This window comes from Roseateles rivi (genome assembly GCF_043555845.1).
Classification (GTDB): domain Bacteria; phylum Pseudomonadota; class Gammaproteobacteria; order Burkholderiales; family Burkholderiaceae_C; genus Roseateles; species Roseateles rivi.
This window is the reverse complement of the sequence record NZ_JBIGHZ010000005.1, coordinates 367,461-384,875: the sequence shown is the minus strand read 5'-3', so window position 1 is coordinate 384,875 and position 17,415 is coordinate 367,461. Positions and strand designations below refer to the sequence as shown.

General features: G+C 62.6%; 13 protein-coding genes. 9 read left to right on the top strand and 4 right to left on the bottom strand.

The genetic code is table 11. The features are described 5' to 3' along the window. Positions 1-21 precede the first annotated feature (21 nt). From ACG0Z6_RS14370 to ACG0Z6_RS14360, 3 genes are all read left to right on the top strand, one after another. A complete protein-coding gene (locus tag ACG0Z6_RS14370) occupies positions 22-756 on the top strand; it encodes a nitroreductase (protein WP_394462565.1) in 735 nt (244 codons plus the stop codon). 99 nt (positions 757-855) lie between these two features. Continuing rightward, the gene (locus ACG0Z6_RS14365) at positions 856-2,262 is read left to right on the top strand and encodes a sodium:proton antiporter (RefSeq protein WP_394462563.1); all 1,407 of its coding nucleotides are present in this window, start codon (positions 856-858) and stop codon (positions 2,260-2,262) included. 19 nt (positions 2,263-2,281) lie between these two features. Continuing rightward, positions 2,282-3,250, top strand: a complete 969-nt coding sequence (locus ACG0Z6_RS14360; protein ID WP_394462561.1) for a 2-hydroxyacid dehydrogenase — start codon at positions 2,282-2,284, stop codon at positions 3,248-3,250. 467 nt (positions 3,251-3,717) lie between these two features. On the opposite strand, the gene ACG0Z6_RS14355 is transcribed toward ACG0Z6_RS14360, so the two are convergent. Together ACG0Z6_RS14355 and ACG0Z6_RS14350 are read right to left on the bottom strand one after the other, a co-directional pair. Further along, complete coding sequence (locus ACG0Z6_RS14355) at positions 3,718-3,831, bottom strand: hypothetical protein (RefSeq protein ID WP_394462558.1); 114 nt, start codon at positions 3,829-3,831, stop codon at positions 3,718-3,720. Next, positions 3,788-4,669, bottom strand: a complete 882-nt coding sequence (locus tag ACG0Z6_RS14350) for a transposase (RefSeq protein WP_394462556.1) — start codon at positions 4,667-4,669, stop codon at positions 3,788-3,790. The genes ACG0Z6_RS14355 and ACG0Z6_RS14350 overlap by 44 nt, the downstream gene beginning before the upstream one ends. A 146-nt stretch (positions 4,670-4,815) precedes the next feature. Between ACG0Z6_RS14350 and ACG0Z6_RS14345 the strand changes: the two genes are divergently transcribed. Both ACG0Z6_RS14345 and ACG0Z6_RS14340 read left to right on the top strand, forming a co-directional pair. Further along, positions 4,816-6,441 carry a MutS-related protein gene (locus tag ACG0Z6_RS14345; RefSeq protein WP_394462554.1) on the top strand — a complete coding sequence of 542 codons (1,626 nt, stop codon included), beginning with the start codon at positions 4,816-4,818 and terminating at the stop codon, positions 6,439-6,441. 142 nt (positions 6,442-6,583) lie between these two features. Then, positions 6,584-6,835 (top strand): hypothetical protein, encoded by a 252-nt coding sequence (locus ACG0Z6_RS14340; protein ID WP_394462552.1) that lies wholly within the window; start codon positions 6,584-6,586, stop codon positions 6,833-6,835. Positions 6,836-7,090: 255 nt separating this feature from the next. On the opposite strand, the gene ACG0Z6_RS14335 is transcribed toward ACG0Z6_RS14340, so the two are convergent. Further along, entirely contained in the window at positions 7,091-7,258 is a 168-nt protein-coding gene (locus ACG0Z6_RS14335; protein ID WP_394462550.1) for an antitoxin VbhA family protein, read from the bottom strand. Between the two features lie 58 nt (positions 7,259-7,316). Between ACG0Z6_RS14335 and ACG0Z6_RS14330 the strand changes: the two genes are divergently transcribed. The 4 genes from ACG0Z6_RS14330 to ACG0Z6_RS14315 all read left to right on the top strand — a co-directional run bounded on the left by ACG0Z6_RS14330 (position 7,317) and on the right by ACG0Z6_RS14315 (position 15,341). Next, positions 7,317-8,744, top strand: a complete 1,428-nt coding sequence (locus tag ACG0Z6_RS14330; RefSeq protein WP_394462548.1) for a DNA recombination protein RmuC — start codon at positions 7,317-7,319, stop codon at positions 8,742-8,744. Next, positions 8,741-9,952 (top strand): MFS transporter, encoded by a 1,212-nt coding sequence (locus ACG0Z6_RS14325; protein WP_394462546.1) that lies wholly within the window; start codon positions 8,741-8,743, stop codon positions 9,950-9,952. The genes ACG0Z6_RS14330 and ACG0Z6_RS14325 overlap by 4 nt, the downstream gene beginning before the upstream one ends. Before the next feature lie 164 nt (positions 9,953-10,116). Continuing rightward, positions 10,117-12,909 (top strand): M16 family metallopeptidase, encoded by a 2,793-nt coding sequence (locus ACG0Z6_RS14320; RefSeq protein ID WP_394462544.1) that lies wholly within the window; start codon positions 10,117-10,119, stop codon positions 12,907-12,909. Between the two features lie 164 nt (positions 12,910-13,073). Continuing rightward, complete coding sequence (locus ACG0Z6_RS14315; RefSeq protein ID WP_394462542.1) at positions 13,074-15,341, top strand: EAL domain-containing protein; 2,268 nt, start codon at positions 13,074-13,076, stop codon at positions 15,339-15,341. 29 nt (positions 15,342-15,370) lie between these two features. Here ACG0Z6_RS14315 and ACG0Z6_RS14310 read toward each other — a convergent pair whose 3' ends face one another. Continuing rightward, complete coding sequence (locus ACG0Z6_RS14310) at positions 15,371-17,389, bottom strand: M3 family metallopeptidase (protein WP_394462540.1); 2,019 nt, start codon at positions 17,387-17,389, stop codon at positions 15,371-15,373. Positions 17,390-17,415 lie beyond the last annotated feature (26 nt).

Sequence of the window (17,415 nt, the reverse complement as noted above, 5' to 3'; positions counted from 1 at the left end):
AAAACGCTGTCTGGAGATTGCATGAGCCTGCCACGCGAGTTGCCCGATCCCTTTTTGCCCCCCACACCTGCCCAGACCGAGGCAGTGGACGCAGCGCTGTTGACGCGCCGCTCCATGCGCGCCTTCTTGCCCAATGCGGTGCCGCGGCGCCTCATTGAAGAGCTGCTGCTGGTGGCGTCGCGGGCGCCGTCGGGCACCAACACCCAACCCTGGCAGGTGCATGTGCTCACGGGCGCGGCCAAAGAGCGCTTGAGCAGCCGCATCCAGGCGGTCTATGCCGACCCCGAACAGCTGGCCCAGCACACCGAGGAATACGCCTACTACCCCAGCCAATGGGTCTCGCCCTACGTCGACCGGCGCCGCAAAGTGGGCTGGGATCTGTACGGCTTGCTGGGCATTGCCAAGGGCGACAAGTTCCGCATGCAAGCCCAGCACGCGCGCAATTTCGATTTCTTCGATGCGCCCGTGGGCCTGGTGTTCACCATCGACCGCGTCATGGCGCAGGGCAGCTGGCTGGACTACGGCATGTTTTTGCAAAGCATCATGGTGGCGGCGCGTGCGCGCGGTCTGCACACCTGCGCGCAAGCGGCGTTCACGCAGTTTCACCGCATCATTGCTGACGAGCTGCAACTGCCCGCCGAGCACATGGTGGTGTGTGGCATGTCGCTGGGCTGGGCCGACCCGCAGGCGGTGGAAAACCAGCTGGTGACCGAACGCGCCGCGGTGGCGGAGTTCACTCACTTCCGCAGCGAGTAAGCGCGCGGCCCATGTCCCGTGCTGCACGAGCACGGGAGTTTCCCCAGGTGAGCCCGCACGCGGCCCGAGCAGGCCTGTGTGCGCGGCATCATGCGGGGCATGAAATTCTTGAACCTTTGGGTGGGGCTGGCCCTGTTGGCTAGCGGTGGGCAGGCGCAGGCCGCGGGCCTGGATGGCGCGGCACTCAGTGCGCTTTGGGGCTTGCCCTTTGCCGGCATGCTGCTGTCGATTGCGCTGGCACCGCTGTGGGTGCCGCACTGGTGGCATGCGCATTACGGCAAGGTGGCCCTGGGCTGGGCCGCGCTGCTCTTGCTGCCGCTGGCGCTGCATATCGGCGCGGGCCAGACGGGCGCCTTGCTGCTGCACATGCTGTTGGGCGAGTACCTGCCCTTTGTGGTGCTGCTGTGCGCGCTCTACACCGCGGCGGGCGGCATCTATGTGCGCGGCAATTTGCATGGCAGCCCCGCACTCAATGCCGGGCTGATGGCCTTGGGCGCCTTGCTGGCCAGCGTGATGGGCACCACGGGGGCGTCCATGCTGCTCGTCCGCCCGCTGATTCGCGCCAACGACCAGCGAGCGCGCTCGGCCCATGTGTTTGTGTTTTTCATCTTCATCGTCAGCAATGCCGGTGGGGCGCTCACGCCGCTGGGCGACCCGCCTTTGTTTCTGGGCTTTTTGCAGGGTGTGAGCTTTGGCTGGACGCTGCAGCATCTCTGGCCGCACACCTTGTTCTTGGTGGCGGTGCTGCTGGCTTTGTTTGTGGTGGTGGATGCCTGGTTCTTCCGCCGCGACCCCGCCTTGCCGCGCGACCCCACGCCGGACGACCACCGCTTTGGTGTTGAAGGTGCCATCAATCTGCTGCCCCTGGGCTTGGTGGTGGCGCTGGTGTTGATGAGCGGGCTGTGGCACAGCAGCGTGGTGTGGCAGGTGGCGGGCGTGGAGCTGCCGCTGCAAGCCGTGGTGCGCGATGTGGGCTTGGTGGGGGTGACGCTGCTGTCCTTGGTCATCACCCCCCGCGTGTTGCGCCAGAAAAACCAGTTCTCCTGGGGCCCCATGCAGGAGGTGGCCAAACTCTTTATTGGCATCTTCGTCACCATGCTGCCGGTGCTGGCCATGCTCAAAGCCGGTGAGGCGGGGGCCTTTGCGGCCGTGGCCCGCGCCGTGACGGGCGAAGACGGCCAGCCGCGCGCCTGGGCCTATTTCTGGCTGACCGGCAGCTTGTCCAGCTTTCTGGACAACGCGCCCACCTATCTGGTGTTCTTCAATCTGGCCGGTGGCCAGGCGTCCTGGCTGATGACGCAGGGGGCTCAGGTGCTGGTGGCCATTTCAGCCGGTGCCGTGTTCATGGGTGCCAACAGCTATATCGGCAATGCGCCCAACTTCATGGTCAAGGCCATTGTGGAAGACCGCGGCATCGCCATGCCCAGCTTCTTTGGCTATATGGCCTGGTCCAGCGCGATCTTGCTGCCGCTCTTTGGGCTCATGACGCTGATTTGGTTTGTTTGAGCACTTCACAATGCCCGCCATGCAGCCCCATATCCTTGTCACGCGACGCATCTTTCCCGAAACCATCGAGCGCCTGCGCGCCCATGCCGTGGTGGACTGGCATGACGCCGACACGCCCTTGAGCCCCGCGGAGCTGGTCCAGCGCTTGCAGGGCAAGGTGGCGGTACTGGGCTCCAGCACCGAGCGTTTTGACGCTGAATTGCTGGCGCAATGCCCGCAGCTGAAGGCGGTCTGCCTGCTCACCGTGGGCTACAACAATGTGGACTTGGCGGCCTGCGCCGAGCGCGGCGTGGCGGTGAGCCATGCGCCCGATGTGCTGACCGAAACCACTGCGGACTTCGGCTTTGCGCTCATGCTGGCCGCAGCGCGGCGGGTCAGTGAGAGCGAGCATTTCCTGCGCGCCGGGCGCTGGGGCGATTGGTCTATCGACCTCTTTGCCGGGGCCGAAGTTCACGGCCGCGTGCTGGGGGTGTTGGGCATGGGGCGCATCGGCCAAGCCATTGCACGTCGCGCCCACCGGGGCTTTGATATGCCCGTGCTCTACAGCAACCGCAGCCCGCTGCCCGCGCAGCGCGAGGCCGAGCTGGGCGCACGCTGGGTGGACCGCAGCACGCTGCTGCAGCAGTCGGACCACGTGATGGTGGTGACCCCCTACACGCCGCAAACCCACCACCTGGTGGGCGCGGCCGAGTTGGCGCTCATGAAGCCCACGGCCACGCTGACCAATATCGCGCGGGGTGGGGTGGTGGACGATGCCGCACTGGCCCAGGCCCTGAGTGAAGGACGCCTGGCCGCCGCGGGCCTGGATGTGTTTGAGGGCGAGCCCGAAGTGCACCCCGCGCTGCTGCGCTGTGCCAACGTGGTGCTCACCCCGCACATTGCCAGCGCCACCCAAGGCACACGCCGCGCCATGTGCGAAGTGGCGGCGGACAACCTCATTGCCGCGCTGCACGGCCAGCCGCTGCCCACACCAGTGCCGGGATCGTGAGGGTGCCATGACAGGCGCAGGGCTGGCCGCCTGTGCTTATGCCTGGGCCAACTGCACCTGCAGCGCACCCAGGGCTTGATGCAAAGGGGAGATGGGGCTGGACATGGCTGCTACAGGGTTGGCGGTACCACCCGCAAGCATCAGCGACCTGCGGGCGCATGGCACTGGAGCAGCCGCTGGCCAGCAAGCGCATCGAGGGCCATCAGCCCAGCGCCGAGTTCCTGGCGGACATGGAGGCCATGGTCGACAGTTAGCTCAGCGCCGAGGAGGTGCGGCGCAGGATCATTGAGCGGGCGCGGGCGGCGGATCGGCGGGTGGGGACTTAAGATTTAAGACTTGCCCCTGATTTCCTCTGTACGAACGCCCATCATCAACGGAGCAAAAAATAGCTGATGACGCCAATGGCAAGAACAACCACTATGCAGTACGCAATACGCCAGCCTCTCGACATGGCCCGATATTGCTCATCACGCATCCCAGGAGCAGGCATCGATCACTTCCCCTTCTTTTCGGTGCTCCACCCGAGTCCCATTCGGGTCAGGTCTTGCATTTTGCCAAAACCATCCCCCATTTCGCCACAATCCGACTCACCCGGGACACCGACAAGCCGACTTCCCGCGCGATGTCCGATAACGAATGATGTGACTCTCGGTGCGCGCGCACGAGTGCCTCGTCGCGATCAGCGCAGGCATCCAGCCATTGACGCACACTCATCGGCGCTGCTCGCTGGGCACGGGGAATGTCTGTTTGACCTTCCTGTTCGGCAGACATCGCTGCCTGCATGCGAGCAACGAACTCCGCATCGCCAAGATAGATTTGCTGTCGCAAAGCCTCGTCCCACAATCGCACCGCATGCCCCGCCGCCACGTGGCTGGCATAGCGTTCTGCGGCCAGCGCTGCATCCTTCGGCGATTGCACCTCACGACCCAGCAACGTCTGCCAGACGCCGAGCCTGTCCAGCCACGCAGGCGCGTTTGCTAGTCCCGTGTGCGCTGCAAAACTTGACCACGCCCAATCTCCCGCCGACGTCACCATGCGCGCGCGCACTGGGTTGAGTTCGATGTATCGACACACCTCCAGCAAATACGCCTCGCGGTCTACCAGCACCGCCTTGAATCTTCCCTGGAACAAATGTCCAACCAGCCCGTGGCGTCGGTTGTACCGCTGCGAATACACCCCATTGATGTGTCGCATCACCAGCGACAAATTCGCCGCCCGGGTATGCACCAGCAAGCGGTAATGGTTGCCCATGAAACACCATGCGAGCACCGACGCATCAAACCGATCCAACGCCGCGCCCACCACCTCCAACAACGCTGCTCGGTCTTCATCGTCCTCGAAGATCGGCTCGCGCCGATCGCCTCTCGACGTCACGTGATACAACGCGTTGGGAAACTCGATACGGAGGGGATGGGCCATGAAAACATACTATACTCATAAATGGGCAAAAGGCAAGACCTGACCCCAATCTCGACGATGTAATCCACTAAAGGCAAGAGAATCCGCCGTAAGGTGGATTCTCTTGCCTTTAGTGTGACAAAAATTTTCAAACGTCTTAAGATTGCATGAAAAGTCTGCAGTTGTATTTTGGCACTTTTGCAATTGAGATGGAAATCTACTGCAAATTTATTGCCGACTGGATAAAAGAGTTTTTGGGTGGAACTCCAGAAGTAGCGCTCCCTAATGACTGGTTTAGCTCGAATGAAATTCTTAGCTATGCGGAAATAAGGAGATCATCCAAGTTTGAAAACGTTGACAAAACAAGCTGGAAAGACCTAAATTTCGATCGGTACGTCTCATTGATCGCGGGAAATGGAAGCATACTTGCAAAGCAGATAATTTGCAAAAGAATAATTTATGGCCAATCCGCCGAAGACATCAAAGAGTACATAAATTGGCATCTTGAAGCGGGCATGTATGCAACTTCACTAATAGGTCCTCGTTGCAAGCCGCTTCAAAAAATTTCTCACGACTTAGTGCCAGCCATCTTCCTTGAACACTTGCCAAAGATCCCAGTCACGACGCGAATGGTCGTGTTCTATGTTGGCCTCCTAATTTTAAGTGCTACGGCCGCATTTTTGGGCACTCCATCCCTTGGAGCACTCGGCGCATTTGCGGCTTTTCTGTTTTACGCAACCGTTACCGTACGAACCTTCGCCGACTATTGCAACTGGACAAGATTGCAGGACTCCCTTACTCGCCTGCTGATCGTTGCTGAAGATTTGATGCGGCCAGATATTGCAGGCTACCTTCGCACCAAAGAGGAGGTCGGCGAATGGAGAACTGAAATCGCAAGCATTCGTAGAAGGATATCACCACCCGTCAGCAGTGGAATTTTCATTGTTGGCGACTATATCCAAATGTTCACATTGAGAAATCACTGGCAAGCTCACAAAAAACTATCAATTGTTCGTGAGAACATGTCATTTTTTGAGGCCGTCTTCAAATTCGTTGCGAATTCGGAAGCAGATTTCGTACTATATGAGCACATTAGACAAAATTCCACCTACATCAGTTGGCGAAAGCAGTCATTATTCAAAGAATTTAGGTTTGATGACCTTTTGAACCCAAATGAATTAGGTGGCGAACCAATGTCTGTAAACTGCGCAGGTACAGGTGCATTTATCACTGGGGCCAATGGTGCGGGGAAGAGCACGCTGCTGCGAGGACTTGCCATGAATTTTGCCATTGGAAATTCACTTGGTTTTTGCTACGCAAAATACGCATGCATTCCAAATGCACCTGTGAGAACAAGCATGGTCGGCTCGGATGAGCCCATCGCAGGCTTGAGCTTATATATGTCGGAAATGCTAAGAACAAGTGAAATATTATCGGATGTTCAGGCTCGTGTATGCGTATGTTTCTTTGATGAAATTTTTAAGGGGACAAATTACGTTGAGTCTCTAGCCTGTGCTGCAGCGATTCTTCGATATCTGGAAGTCAATGCAATCGCAATTTTCTCCTCACATCACATTGAGCTTGGTGAGTATATTTCCAGAAAATTTGATCGATTTCGTCTCATCAAGGAGGGAGGCAGGGTTTTAGAGGCGGGGATCATTAGTAAAACAAATGGAATTGCAATGATGGCAGAATTTAATATTCCAAAATCCATCATCTTCGATGCGGAAACTATTTCAACGCACATGACGACAAAGCTGGCCAGGACAAATTCTGGCGTAAGCCTCCCCTGAAAACGAAAGCGTCGAGCGTCTAGGACAACCATCGAACGGCACGAATCGGTAATGCCGATAGAGTTCGGCTTTGGTTTCTTGGGTGTCACAGAGCGCGGGTACTCCACCACCCCAGAGTCCCGACCCATTATTTATGGAAAATATGAGTAGTTTAGCAAGCACACTTTTTGTAGTAATTACGATGGCGGCATCTTTTTTCATCCATAACCTTTTTGATATATCTATCTATTCATCTTCAGCCACCGCTCTATTATTAAACTTGCTCGCCCAAATGGCCATGGGATTTTTGGTTGGAATTGCCGCCATTTCTTTCTATCTGGTCGCCTCAGCAAAAATCCACGCCCCCAATTCCCCCAAATTCGACATCGGTAATGTCGATAGAGTTCGGTTTTGATTTCTTGGGTGTCCCAGAGCGCGTTGGATCCCAGAGCGCGTCGAACTGAGCATCAGGGGAGTTGTCGTAAATTTCCAGGCTAACCCTTGCGTGGAATTCGTGGAATTCGGGGTCAAGTCTTAAATATTTACCCTCTGCACCCCAAGGCTAGTCGGCAAGCATACTTGCCTTCATGTCTCGTCCTCTGCGTATCGAGTTCCCGGGTGCGCTGTAACACGTGACCGCGCGCACAAAAATCGGCGCAGGCCTTAATTCTTAAGTCCGGGCCTGTCGATCCGTGCCCTGGGCGCGCAGGATGATCCGCCGCCGCACCTCTTCCTCACAAAGCCCCCCGGTGATGAACGCCTCCATATCGGCGAGGAACGCCGGGGTGGGCTGATGGCCCTCGATGCGGCTGCTGGCCAGGGTCTGTTCCAGGCACATGCGCCGCTCTGCGCTCAGGTGTACAGCTGGTCTTCCTGCCCGAGGCGACAATCCACCCATGACTGTGATCGAGATGCTGATGTTGGGCGGACTGGCCGTGGTGCTGGTTCTGGTGTGGTGGAACGGGCGGCGCCAGCAGATGCAGAGCGAAGCGCCTGTGACAGCTGAGGTGCTGGCGCAGCAGGCCCAAGCCGTGGTGCAGCTGTTGGGCGGCCCGCTGGCGCGCCTGGAGCGTGAGCTGCGCGACGAAATGGCCCGGGGCGCCACGCAAGACCGGCAAGAGCTGTTGGGCCAGCTGGTGCAGTTCCAGCAGACCCTGTTGACGCAGGGCGAGGCCGCCGCACGCACCCAGAACGAGCACATTCACCACCTGCGCGAGCAGCAGGCCCAAGCCCTGCAGCGCCTGGCCGATGCGCTCACCGACCAGCTGCGCACGCAGTCGCAAAGCCAGGTGCAAAGCCAGACCGAGATGCGCCAGAGCATGGAGCAGCGCCTCACCCAGGTGCAGGTGCAGGTGGACCAGCGCTTGGCGGCGATTCAGCAAGACAACGAGAAAAAGCTCGAGCAAATGCGCGCCACCGTGGACGAAAAGCTCCACGCCACGCTGGAGCAGCGCCTGGGCGAGAGCTTCAAGCATGTGGCCGACCGACTGGAGCAGGTGCACAAGGGTTTGGGCGAGATGCATGTGCTGGCGCGTGATGTGGGCTCGCTCAACCGCGTGCTCAACAACGTCAAGACGCGCGGTATTTTTGGCGAGGTGCAACTGGCCGCGCTGCTGGAGCAGGTGTTCACGCCCGAGCAGTACGCCGCCAACGTGGCCACGGTGCCGGGCTCGAGCGAGCGGGTGGAGTTCGCCATCAAGCTGCCCGGTGCGGTGGAGGGCGGTGTGCCGTTGTGGCTGCCCATTGACGCGAAGTTCCCGCGCGAAGACTACGAACGGCTGCTTGACGCGCAAGAGCGCGCCGACCTGCCCGCCGCCGAGGCTGCGGGCAAGGCCCTGGAGCTGCGCCTGCGCCTGGAGGCGCGCACCATCCGCGAGAAGTACATCGCGCCGCCGCACACCACCGACTTCGCCATGCTGTTCGTGCCCACCGAAGGGCTGTATGCCGAGGCGCTGCGCCGCCCCGGTTTGGTGGAGAGCCTGCAGCGTGAGTTCAAGCTCATGCTGGTGGGGCCCACCACCTTGCTGGCCACGCTCAACAGCTTGCAAATGGGCTTTCGCACCCTGGCGCTGCAAAAGCGTTCGGCCGAGGTGTGGGAGGTGCTGGGTGCGGTCAAAACCGAGTTCGACAAGTTCGGCGAGGTGCTGGCCAAGACCAAGAAGAAGTTGGCCGAAGCCAGCAACACCATCGAGGCCGCCGAGCGGCGCGCGCGCGTCATGGGGCGCCAGCTCAAGAGCGTGGAGGCCATGCCGGGGCAGCAGGCTCAGCAGTTGCTGGGCCTGGACGATGAGCCCGACGCGCTGCCTGAATCGGACGCCGATTGAGCGCCGCGCTCACCCCTGACCACAGCGCCAGCAGCAGACTGCCGCCGCGCTTTGTGTGGCTGGTGGCCACGCTGGTGTGTCTGCACGCCAGCATGGCCACCACGCGTGTGGCGGCCAGCTTGTGGGTGTTGCGCCAGGGCCTGGGCGAATGGGCCGTGGGCTTGGTGCTGGCTTCTTTTGCGGTGGCGCCCATGTTTTTGTCCATGTGGGCGGGGCGACAGGCGGACCGCTATGGCCTGCGCCGGCCGCTGCGCATCGCCCTCGTCATGGCCTTGGCCGGGGCGCTGCTGTCGGTGGTGTTTGGTCAGCTGTGGGCGATTGCGCTGGCCTGCTTGCTCACTGGCGGGGCGCTGTCGGTGGGCGCAGTGGGCATTCAGCGCGAGGCCGGGCGCATGGCGCCTGATGCGGACACGCTCAAGCGCTTGTTCTCCTGGATCTCGCTGGGCCCGGCGCTGTCCAACACCCTGGCCCCGCTGGCGGCGGGCTTGCTCATTGACTGGCAGGGCTTTGGCGCGGCTTTTGCGCTGGCCCTGGCCTTGCCGCTGCTGGCGGCTTTGTTGGCAGCGCGCATACGCGCGCAGCGCCCGCCCGCCTCAGTGCAGGCCCAGACGCCTGGGCGTGCCTGGGCCTTGCTGCGTGAACCGCAGTTGCTGCGCCTGCTGCTGGTGAACATCATCCTGGCGGCCTGTTGGGATGCCCATGGCCTGGTGGTGCCCGTGGTGGGCCATGCGCGTGGCCTCAGCGCCTCGGCCATCGGCGCGGTGTTGAGCAGCTTTGCCGTGGCCACCATTGCCGTGCGCCTGTTCATGACGCGCTGGAGTGGAGGGCTGGACGAGCTGCGCGTGCTGCGCCTGGCCATCGTGGTGTCGGCCGCGACGTTGGCGGTCTATGCCTGGTTGCCGGGCACGGCGGGTTTGATGCTGGGTTCGGCCTTGCTGGGGGTGGCTTTGGGTTCGGTGCAGCCCATGGTGATGTCTTTGCTGCACCAAGTGGTGCCCGCCTCGCAACAAGGGCAGGCCCTGGGCTTGCGCATGACAGCCACCAACGCAGCCACCGTGGCCATGCCGCTGGGCTTTGGTCTGTTGGCAGCGGGCACGGCCGCCATGGCGCCGCTGTGGCTGATGTCGGCCATGCTGGTGGTGGCGCTGCGCGCTGCGCAGGGCTTGCGGCAGCCGAAAGATCACGCAGGGCCAGACGTCGAGGGTTGATGCGGTCAAACCCGCACCCCAGCTTCTGGGGGATTCCGACTTTTGGGGGTGCTGTTTTGCGCACCTTTTGACCCTGGCCAAGCGGCGCGTGTCGGATGATGCGGCCACCCTGAGGGCGCGTGTTGGTGTGCTGCTTCTCGGGGCCATCGCAACAAGGAGACATTGTGAAGAACACCCATCTGGGTCCCGCCCTGCATGCACTTGCCCTCGCGTTGAGCTTGGCCTGGCCCATGAGCACGCTGGCAGCCCCGGCCAAAGCAAGCACGCCCAGCACGCAAGCAGCCGCCAAACCCCAGCTGGCTGTGCGCGCCGAGTTCGTGCGGGAAATGGGTGGGATATCCGAGTACCGCCTGCCCAACGGGCTGCAGATTCTGCTCTTTTCCGACGAGGCCCAGAGCACCACCACGGTGAACATCACTTACCGCGTGGGCAGCCGCCACGAGGTGGTGGGTGAGTACGGCATGGCCCACTTGCTGGAGCACTTGCTCTTCAAAGACACGCCCAAGCACAAAGATATTCCCGGCGCCATGGCAGCGCGCGGCGTGCGCTTCAACGGCACGACCACGGTGGACCGCACCAACTACTTCGGCAGCTTTAATGCCAAGCCCGAGACCCTGGACTTTGTGCTGGCGCTGGAAGCTGACCGCATGGTGAACAACCCAGTGGCTCAGTCCGACCTGGACAAGGAAATGTCGGTGGTGCGCAATGAATTCGAGCGCGCCGAAAACCAGCCCATGCAAGTGCTGTCGCAGCGTGTGGCCGCCGCAGCCTATGCCTGGCACCCCTATGGCAAACCCACCATCGGTTCACGCAGCGACATCGAGAAGGTCTCCATCGACAAGCTGCGCGCCTTCTATAAGCGCTACTACCGCCCGGACAACGCCACCTTGTTGGTGGCAGGCAAGTTCGATGTCGAGGCCACGCTGGCGCGCATCCAAACGCATTTCGGCCCCGTGGCTCGGCCTGCCGAGCCCATCGTGCAGCCCTATACCGTGGAGCCCGCGCAAGACGGTGAGCGCAGCGTGGTGGTGCGTCGCGTCGGTGGCCAACCCCTGTTGCTGAACCACTACCACGTGCCCGCCATCAGCCACCCGGACACACCGGCCCTGATTGTCTATAGCGCCTTGCTGAGCTTGCGGCCCAGTGGGCAGCTCTACAAGGGCATGACCGAGACCAAGAAGGCGTTGGGTGCGGGCTTGCAAAGTGGCGGCGGTGTGGAGCCCGGTGGGGCAAGCCTGTTCGCTGTGTTGCCGCCTGACGCGGACGTGGACAAGATCGAGCGCGAGCTTCAAGACATCGTCGAAGGCCGCAGCCTCAAGCCCTTTGACGAAGCCCAGCTGCAGCGCGTGCGCGATATGGTGGCTTTGGGCTACCGCGAGGCGATGAAGAATCCTGAAGGGCTGATTCAAAGCCTCTCCGGCTTGGTGGCCGCTGGTGATTGGCGCTTGCTGTTTCAGCTGATTGAGGACCTGCCCAAGGTGACCCTCGCTGATGTCGAGCGCGTTCGCAAGCACTACTTCCGCGCCGCCAACCGCACCAGCGGGCGCTACCTGCCGGCCCAGGAGGTGACACGGGTGGAGATTCCTGCTGCACCGCCTCTTGTCCAGCGTTTGGCCGACCTCAAAGGGCCGCCCAAGGTGGAGCAGGGCGAGGTGTTTGAGCCCACTCCCGAGCGCTTGACCCAGCGCACCCAGGTGCAACGCCTGCCCAGCGGCATTGAGCTGCTGTCACTGAACAAGCAAACGCGCGGCAACACTGTGGTGCTCAAGCTCGACCTGCGCTGGGGTGAGCGTGACGCCACCTTTGCCCGGGCGGGCACCGATGTGGTGGCCCAGCTTCTGAGCGAAGGCAGCGCCTCGCTGGACAAGCAGGCTCTGCAAGACACCATGCTGAAGCTGCGGGCCAACCTGTCCGTGGCCAGCGAGGACCAAGGGGCCACGCTGACCCTGACCACTGAGAAAGACACCCTCATCCCTGCGCTCAAGATTGCTGCCGAGCTGATGCAGCAACCGCGCTTGCCGCAGGACGCGCTGGAGCGCGTGCGAAAGAGTGTGCTGGCTTCGCTTCAAGGCGCCCGGCAGGACTTGGGGGCTTTGCGCCGTGAGGCGGTGCGTGAGCACTACAACAAGGCCTATGGCGTGAGCTATGGCCACCCCGACTACCAACAGAGCTTGGATGACCGCATCTACAAAATCCAGAAGCTGACGCTGGAAGAGGTGCGGGCTTTCCATCAGGACTACTGGTCAGCCAACGAGGCGCGCGTGTCCGTGGTGGGGGCTTTGCCCGAGGGCCTGGCTCAGGCCGTGGAGCAGTACTTCGGCAGCTGGAAAAAGCCCCAGGCAGCACGTTTTGTTCGCCATGAGGCCAAACACCAGGCCGTGCCCAGCGCGCGCTTTGACGTGGTGGCCAAAGACAAGGCCAACGCGGTGGTGCATCTGCAGCAAAACCTACCCATCAGCCAGCGCGATGCCGACTACTCCGCCTTGGTGCTGGCGGCGCAGGTGTTTGGCGAGAGTGGGCTCAGCAGCCGCCTTTCGCAGCGCGTGCGGCAAAAGGAAGGCCTCAGCTACGGCATCAGCGCCGATTTGAACGCCCCCTACTGGGGTCAGGCCGGTGATTTGAGCATTTCGGCCAGCTGCGCACCCGACAAGCGCGACGCCGTGCTGGCCGCTGTGCAGGACGAACTGCAGCGTATGCAGCAGCAGCCCATCAGTGCCGAAGAGCTCGAGCGTGCCCGCACCCAGCTGCTGGAAGCGCGCAAGCAAGGGCGCAGCGCTGAGTCCAACCTGGCCGCACAGCTGCTGAACCAGGCCGCACGGGGCACGAGCTGGGCCGATGTGCAGGCCTTTGAGCAGGCACTGCGCGCTGTCACGCCCGAGCAGGCCAGTGCGGCCTGGCGCCGCGTGGTGCGCAGCGACGGGTTTGTGATCTCCACCGCCGGAGATTTCAAGTCCTGAGAGCGTATTTCCAGTGTCAGACTGAACCCGACATTACCCCCTTGATTGAGGGGGTATCGGGTGCGGCAGTGAGCGCGCAGGATGCGAGGCTAGAGCACCGCTCGCGATGGCGAGCACCCCGAGCCGATGGGGTGCGTCTTGCGGCGGGCGTCCATGTCTGATCCATGTCTGTATTGCCTGCGCCTGTTGACCTCACTGATGCGGCCCGGCGCGCTGTAAGGGCGTGCAAGGGCCTGCTGCTGCTGCAGGTGCTGGTGTTGTGCGTGATCTATATGGATTGCGTCGATGTGCGGGCGGCTGCCACCAAGGCGGTGTACACCGGCACAGTCTTTGCCTTGGTGAGCTGGTACATCGCCCGCGTCACGCCCTATCCCATCAACCGGCAAGGGCGCATGCTCTTGTTCGTGAACTGCATTGCCTTCCCCTTGTTTTGGCCCCTGCGATTGGCCACTTTGCAGGGTTTGCTGGACTACACGCAGTGGATGGGATTTTGGGGGCTGGCAGTGGGCGGTGTGATGGCCTGCTATGCGTATGAGGAGTTTGCGCGGCTGGAGTCGCGAACGCGCGAGCCTGGCGTCACCGCTGATGCAGCCCTCAGTGGCGTGGCGGTGTGCTGCGGTTTGGGTCTGGCGCTGTTTCGCGTGGTGGAGCGCGGCGTAGCTGTCGCACCAGCGGAGGTGTTGGTGGTGGCGGCGCTGTTGGTACCCACCATCGTGGTTCTGGTGGGTTTGGTGGTGACCATCACTCCAGCTACGGGCGGTCTGGTGTGGTCAGATCTGCCCCGCATTGTGATGGTGCTGGGTGTTTGCGTGATGTTCCTGTCCTACGCCGCGATGGCTGTAGCCGAGCAAGCGGTGGGAGGGGATGTTTTGGCCGCGCAGTGGTCACGGGTGTTTTACTTGGCGACGGTGGTCGCCGGTACCTGCTCCTTGTGGCTGCTTTTGCTGCCCCAAGCACCGCCGCCCGCCGCGGCGCTGCCTGTGGGCTTGTCTCAATCGAGCCGAACGGCAGCAGCCCTATGCCTGCTGGCCTTGCCCTTGGGGCATTGGGGGGCGGTGACGTTTGACCCGGCGCACTTGCCGCCTGCCGACGCTTACATCATCGCAGCCGTGCTGTGCATGGTGGGCTTGACGGCCCGTCTGATGGCGCTGGTTCTCAGCACCGCACGGCTGCGCGATGAGTTCCGCTTTCAAGCCCTGCACGATCCCCTCACCGGCCTGCTCAATATGCGTGCCGTGAGCCCACATTTCGGCCAGAGGGAGAAGGGCGATGGCCCGGAGCCTCTGGTGATTTGCATTGATTTGGACGATTTCAAATCCATCAATGACTTGTACGGTCACCTGGTGGGCGACGCCTTGCTGATTCAGGTGGCACACCGCTTGCGCGATTTGGCGCAGCGCCTCACGCCGCGCTTGAGTGACGCCGTGCAGGTGGCACGCATTGGGGGCGACGAGTTCCTCATGCTGCTGCCGGGGCTGCACGACGAGGGGATGTTGGTCGCCGACATGGTGAGCAAGGAGCTGGACCGCTGGTGGCTGCTGGGCGAGCACCGTATCTATGCCAGAGCCAGCGTGGGCTGGGGCCAGCATGCCGACTGGGTGCAGGCCCGCAAACAGGCAGACGAGCGCATGTATGCCGAAAAGCGCCATGCGCCAGCCACGCCCTTGCTGCCTGAACCCGCCAACTCCGTGCAGCGCCAACGCATGCGCGAGTGGCTACACGGCTGTTTGCAAAACGCTGCGGTGGTGGTGGCGCTGCAGCCCGTGGTCAGCCTGCAGCATGGTGGCGTGGTCTGGTACGAGGCCTTGGCGCGGCTGCAGCACCCCGAGCAGCATGGACGCTTGCTCTTCCCGCGCGAGTTCATGGATGTGGTGCGCAGCGATGGCAGGCACGAGGAGCTGTTTCAAGCCGTGGCCTATCAGTTGATGCAGGCGCGTTCGCGCTGGGAGGGGTTGAAGGTCTCGATCAATATCGAGCCCAGCTATTTGCAAGGCCGTGGCCGCGCACAGACGCTTCACGAGGTATTGAGCAAAGCGGGCTTGAGCCCGCATGAGCTGACCATTGAGTTGGTGGAATCGACAGAGCTGGAGGGCCCGGCCCTGCGTGAGGCACTGCTGCAGTTGCGCGAGCTGGGCTACACCCTGGCACTGGACGACTTTGGCGTTGGCCACAGCAATTTGATGCGCTTGATGGAGCTGCCCATCACGGTGCTCAAGGTCGACGCCAGCTTGCTGCAGGCGGCCGTACAGGGCGACGAGAGCCTCATTCTGGCCGTCATGCGCGTGGCCCAGCAGCGTGGGCTGACCCTGGTGGTGGAGGGGGTGTCGGATGCGCGCCACCGCGATGTGGCGCGCCGCTTGGGCGTGGACTTCGCCCAAGGCTTTGTGCTGGGTTTGCCCCAGCTGCTGCGCCCGCGCTTGGTCACGGCCTAGCGGCGCGTGCGGCTGCGGCAGCGCAAGCCTCAGGCGCTCATGCCCTGGTGGCGCAGCAAGGCGTCGATCTGCGGCTCGCGCCCGCGGAAGGCCTTGAAGTTGTCGATGGCGTCGCGCGCGCCACCGGCCTCCAAGATGTGCTGCAAAAAGCGCCGCCCGGTGGCGGGGTTGAACACGCCTTCTTCTTCAAACGCGCTCCAGGCGTCGGCGCTGAGCACCTCGGCCCATTTGTAGCTGTAGTAACCCGCCGAATAGCCGCCCGAGAAGATGTGCGAGAAGCTGTGCTGAAAGCGGTTGAAGGCCGGTGGCGGGTTGACGGAGGCCTCGCGGCGCACCTCGTCCAACACGGCTTGCACGCGTGCTTCCTGGCCGGGTTCGGCATGCAAGCGCATGTCAAACAGCGCGAACTCGATCTGGCGCAGCGTCTGCAGCCCGCTTTGGAAGTTCTTGGCCGCCAGCATCTTGTCAAAGAGCGCGCGCGGCAGCGGCTCGCCCGTGTTCACATGGCTGGAGAGCTGCTGCAGCACCTCCCACTCCCAGCAGAAGTTCTCCATGAACTGGCTGGGCAGCTCCACCGCGTCCCACTCCACGCCGGAAATGCCTGACACCCCCAGCTCGTCCACCTGCGTGAGCAAATGGTGCAGGCCGTGGCCGAACTCGTGGAAGAGGGTGGTCACGTCGTCGTGCGTGAGCAAGGCGGGCTTGTCGGCGCTGGGGGCGGCGAAGTTGCACACCAGCTGCGCCACGGGGATTTGCGCGGTGCCCTCGGGGCGTGCCCAGCGGCTGCGCACCTCGTCCATCCAGGCGCCCGGGCGCTTGCCGGTGCGGGCATAGAGGTCCAGATAGAACTGCCCGATGAGCACGCCTTGGCGCTCCAGGCGGTAGAACTTGACCGTGTCGTGCCAGACCTCGGCCTGGCCTTCGATGACCTTCACGTCAAAGAGGCGCTCGATGATGTCGAACAAACCCGCCAGCACGCGCGGCACGGTGAGGTATTGGCGCACCTCCTGGTCGCTGAAGGCGTAGCGCGCTTCCTTGAGCTTTTCCGACACATAGGCCTGGTCCCAGGCCTGCATGTCGGCCAGGCCCAGCTGGGTGGCGGCGAACTCGCGCATCTCGGTCAGGTCGCGCTCGGCATAGGGGCGGGCGCGGGCGGCGAGGTCGCGCAAAAAGCCCAGCACCTGCTCGGGCGACTGGGCCATCTTGGGCACCAGGGAGACTTCGGCAAAGCTGCGGTAGCCCAGCAGCTGCGCTTCTTCCTGGCGCAGTGCCAGCAGCTGCTGCATCAGCGCGCTGTTGTCGTGCTCGGGCTTGGCGCCGAGCTCGCTGGCGCGGGTCACGTAAGCGCGGTAGAGCGTCTCGCGCAGGCCGCGGTTTTGGGCGTACTGCATCACCGGGAAGTAGCTGGGGAAGTGCAGGGTGAGCTTGTGGCCCGCTTGGCCTTCGGCCTCAGCGGCAGCACGGGCGCTTTGCACCACATCGGCCGGCACACCGTCCAGCTCTTGAGCACTGGCGTAGTAGGCAAAGCCGTCGGTGGCGTCCATCACGTGCTCGGAGAACTTCTGCGCGGCCTCGGCGGCGGCTTCTTGAATTGCCGCAAAGCGCTCACGAGCCTGGCCCTGCAGCTCCGCGCCCGAGAGCACGAAGTCGCGAATCCAGTGCTTGAGCGCTTGCTGGCGGGCCGGGCTCAGGCTGGCGGCATGGGCCGCGATGGCCTTGTACTTGGCGTAGAGCGCCTCGTCCGCACCCAGGGCTGTGTAGAACTCGGTGACGGGGGGCAGCATGGCGTTGTAGGCCTCGCGCAGGGCCGGTGTGTTGGCCACGGCGTTGAGGTGGCCCACAGCGCCCCAAGCCACGCCAAGGCGCTCGGTGGCCACGCTCAGCACGCGGCTCAGGGTGTCGTAGTCGGCAGCAGTGGCGGGATCGGTGGCCTGGGCCAGTGCGGCGCGGGCTTCGGCCAGCAGCTGCTCAATGGCGGGCTGGATGTGCTCGGGCTGAATGCTTGCAAAGGCCGGCAGCAAGGCCGTAGACAGCAGGGGATTGCTCATGGCGCTTCAAAAGGTGTTGGGCAAAA

What these genes read in the sequence shown, in the direction of transcription:
- ACG0Z6_RS14370 (WP_394462565.1), top strand. Translation starts at nt 22, where the DNA reads ATGAGCCTGCCACGCGAGTTGCCCGATCCCTTTTTGCCCCCCACACCT.
- ACG0Z6_RS14365 (WP_394462563.1), top strand. Translation starts at nt 856, where the DNA reads ATGAAATTCTTGAACCTTTGGGTGGGGCTGGCCCTGTTGGCTAGCGGT.
- ACG0Z6_RS14360 (WP_394462561.1), top strand. Translation starts at nt 2,282, where the DNA reads ATGCAGCCCCATATCCTTGTCACGCGACGCATCTTTCCCGAAACCATC.
- ACG0Z6_RS14350 (WP_394462556.1), bottom strand. Translation starts at nt 4,669, where the DNA reads ATGGCCCATCCCCTCCGTATCGAGTTTCCCAACGCGTTGTATCACGTG.
- ACG0Z6_RS14345 (WP_394462554.1), top strand. Translation starts at nt 4,816, where the DNA reads ATGAAAAGTCTGCAGTTGTATTTTGGCACTTTTGCAATTGAGATGGAA.
- ACG0Z6_RS14340 (WP_394462552.1), top strand. Translation starts at nt 6,584, where the DNA reads ATGAGTAGTTTAGCAAGCACACTTTTTGTAGTAATTACGATGGCGGCA.
- ACG0Z6_RS14335 (WP_394462550.1), bottom strand. Translation starts at nt 7,258, where the DNA reads ATGTGCCTGGAACAGACCCTGGCCAGCAGCCGCATCGAGGGCCATCAG.
- ACG0Z6_RS14330 (WP_394462548.1), top strand. Translation starts at nt 7,317, where the DNA reads ATGACTGTGATCGAGATGCTGATGTTGGGCGGACTGGCCGTGGTGCTG.
- ACG0Z6_RS14315 (WP_394462542.1), top strand. Translation starts at nt 13,074, where the DNA reads ATGTCTGTATTGCCTGCGCCTGTTGACCTCACTGATGCGGCCCGGCGC.
- ACG0Z6_RS14310 (WP_394462540.1), bottom strand. Translation starts at nt 17,389, where the DNA reads ATGAGCAATCCCCTGCTGTCTACGGCCTTGCTGCCGGCCTTTGCAAGC.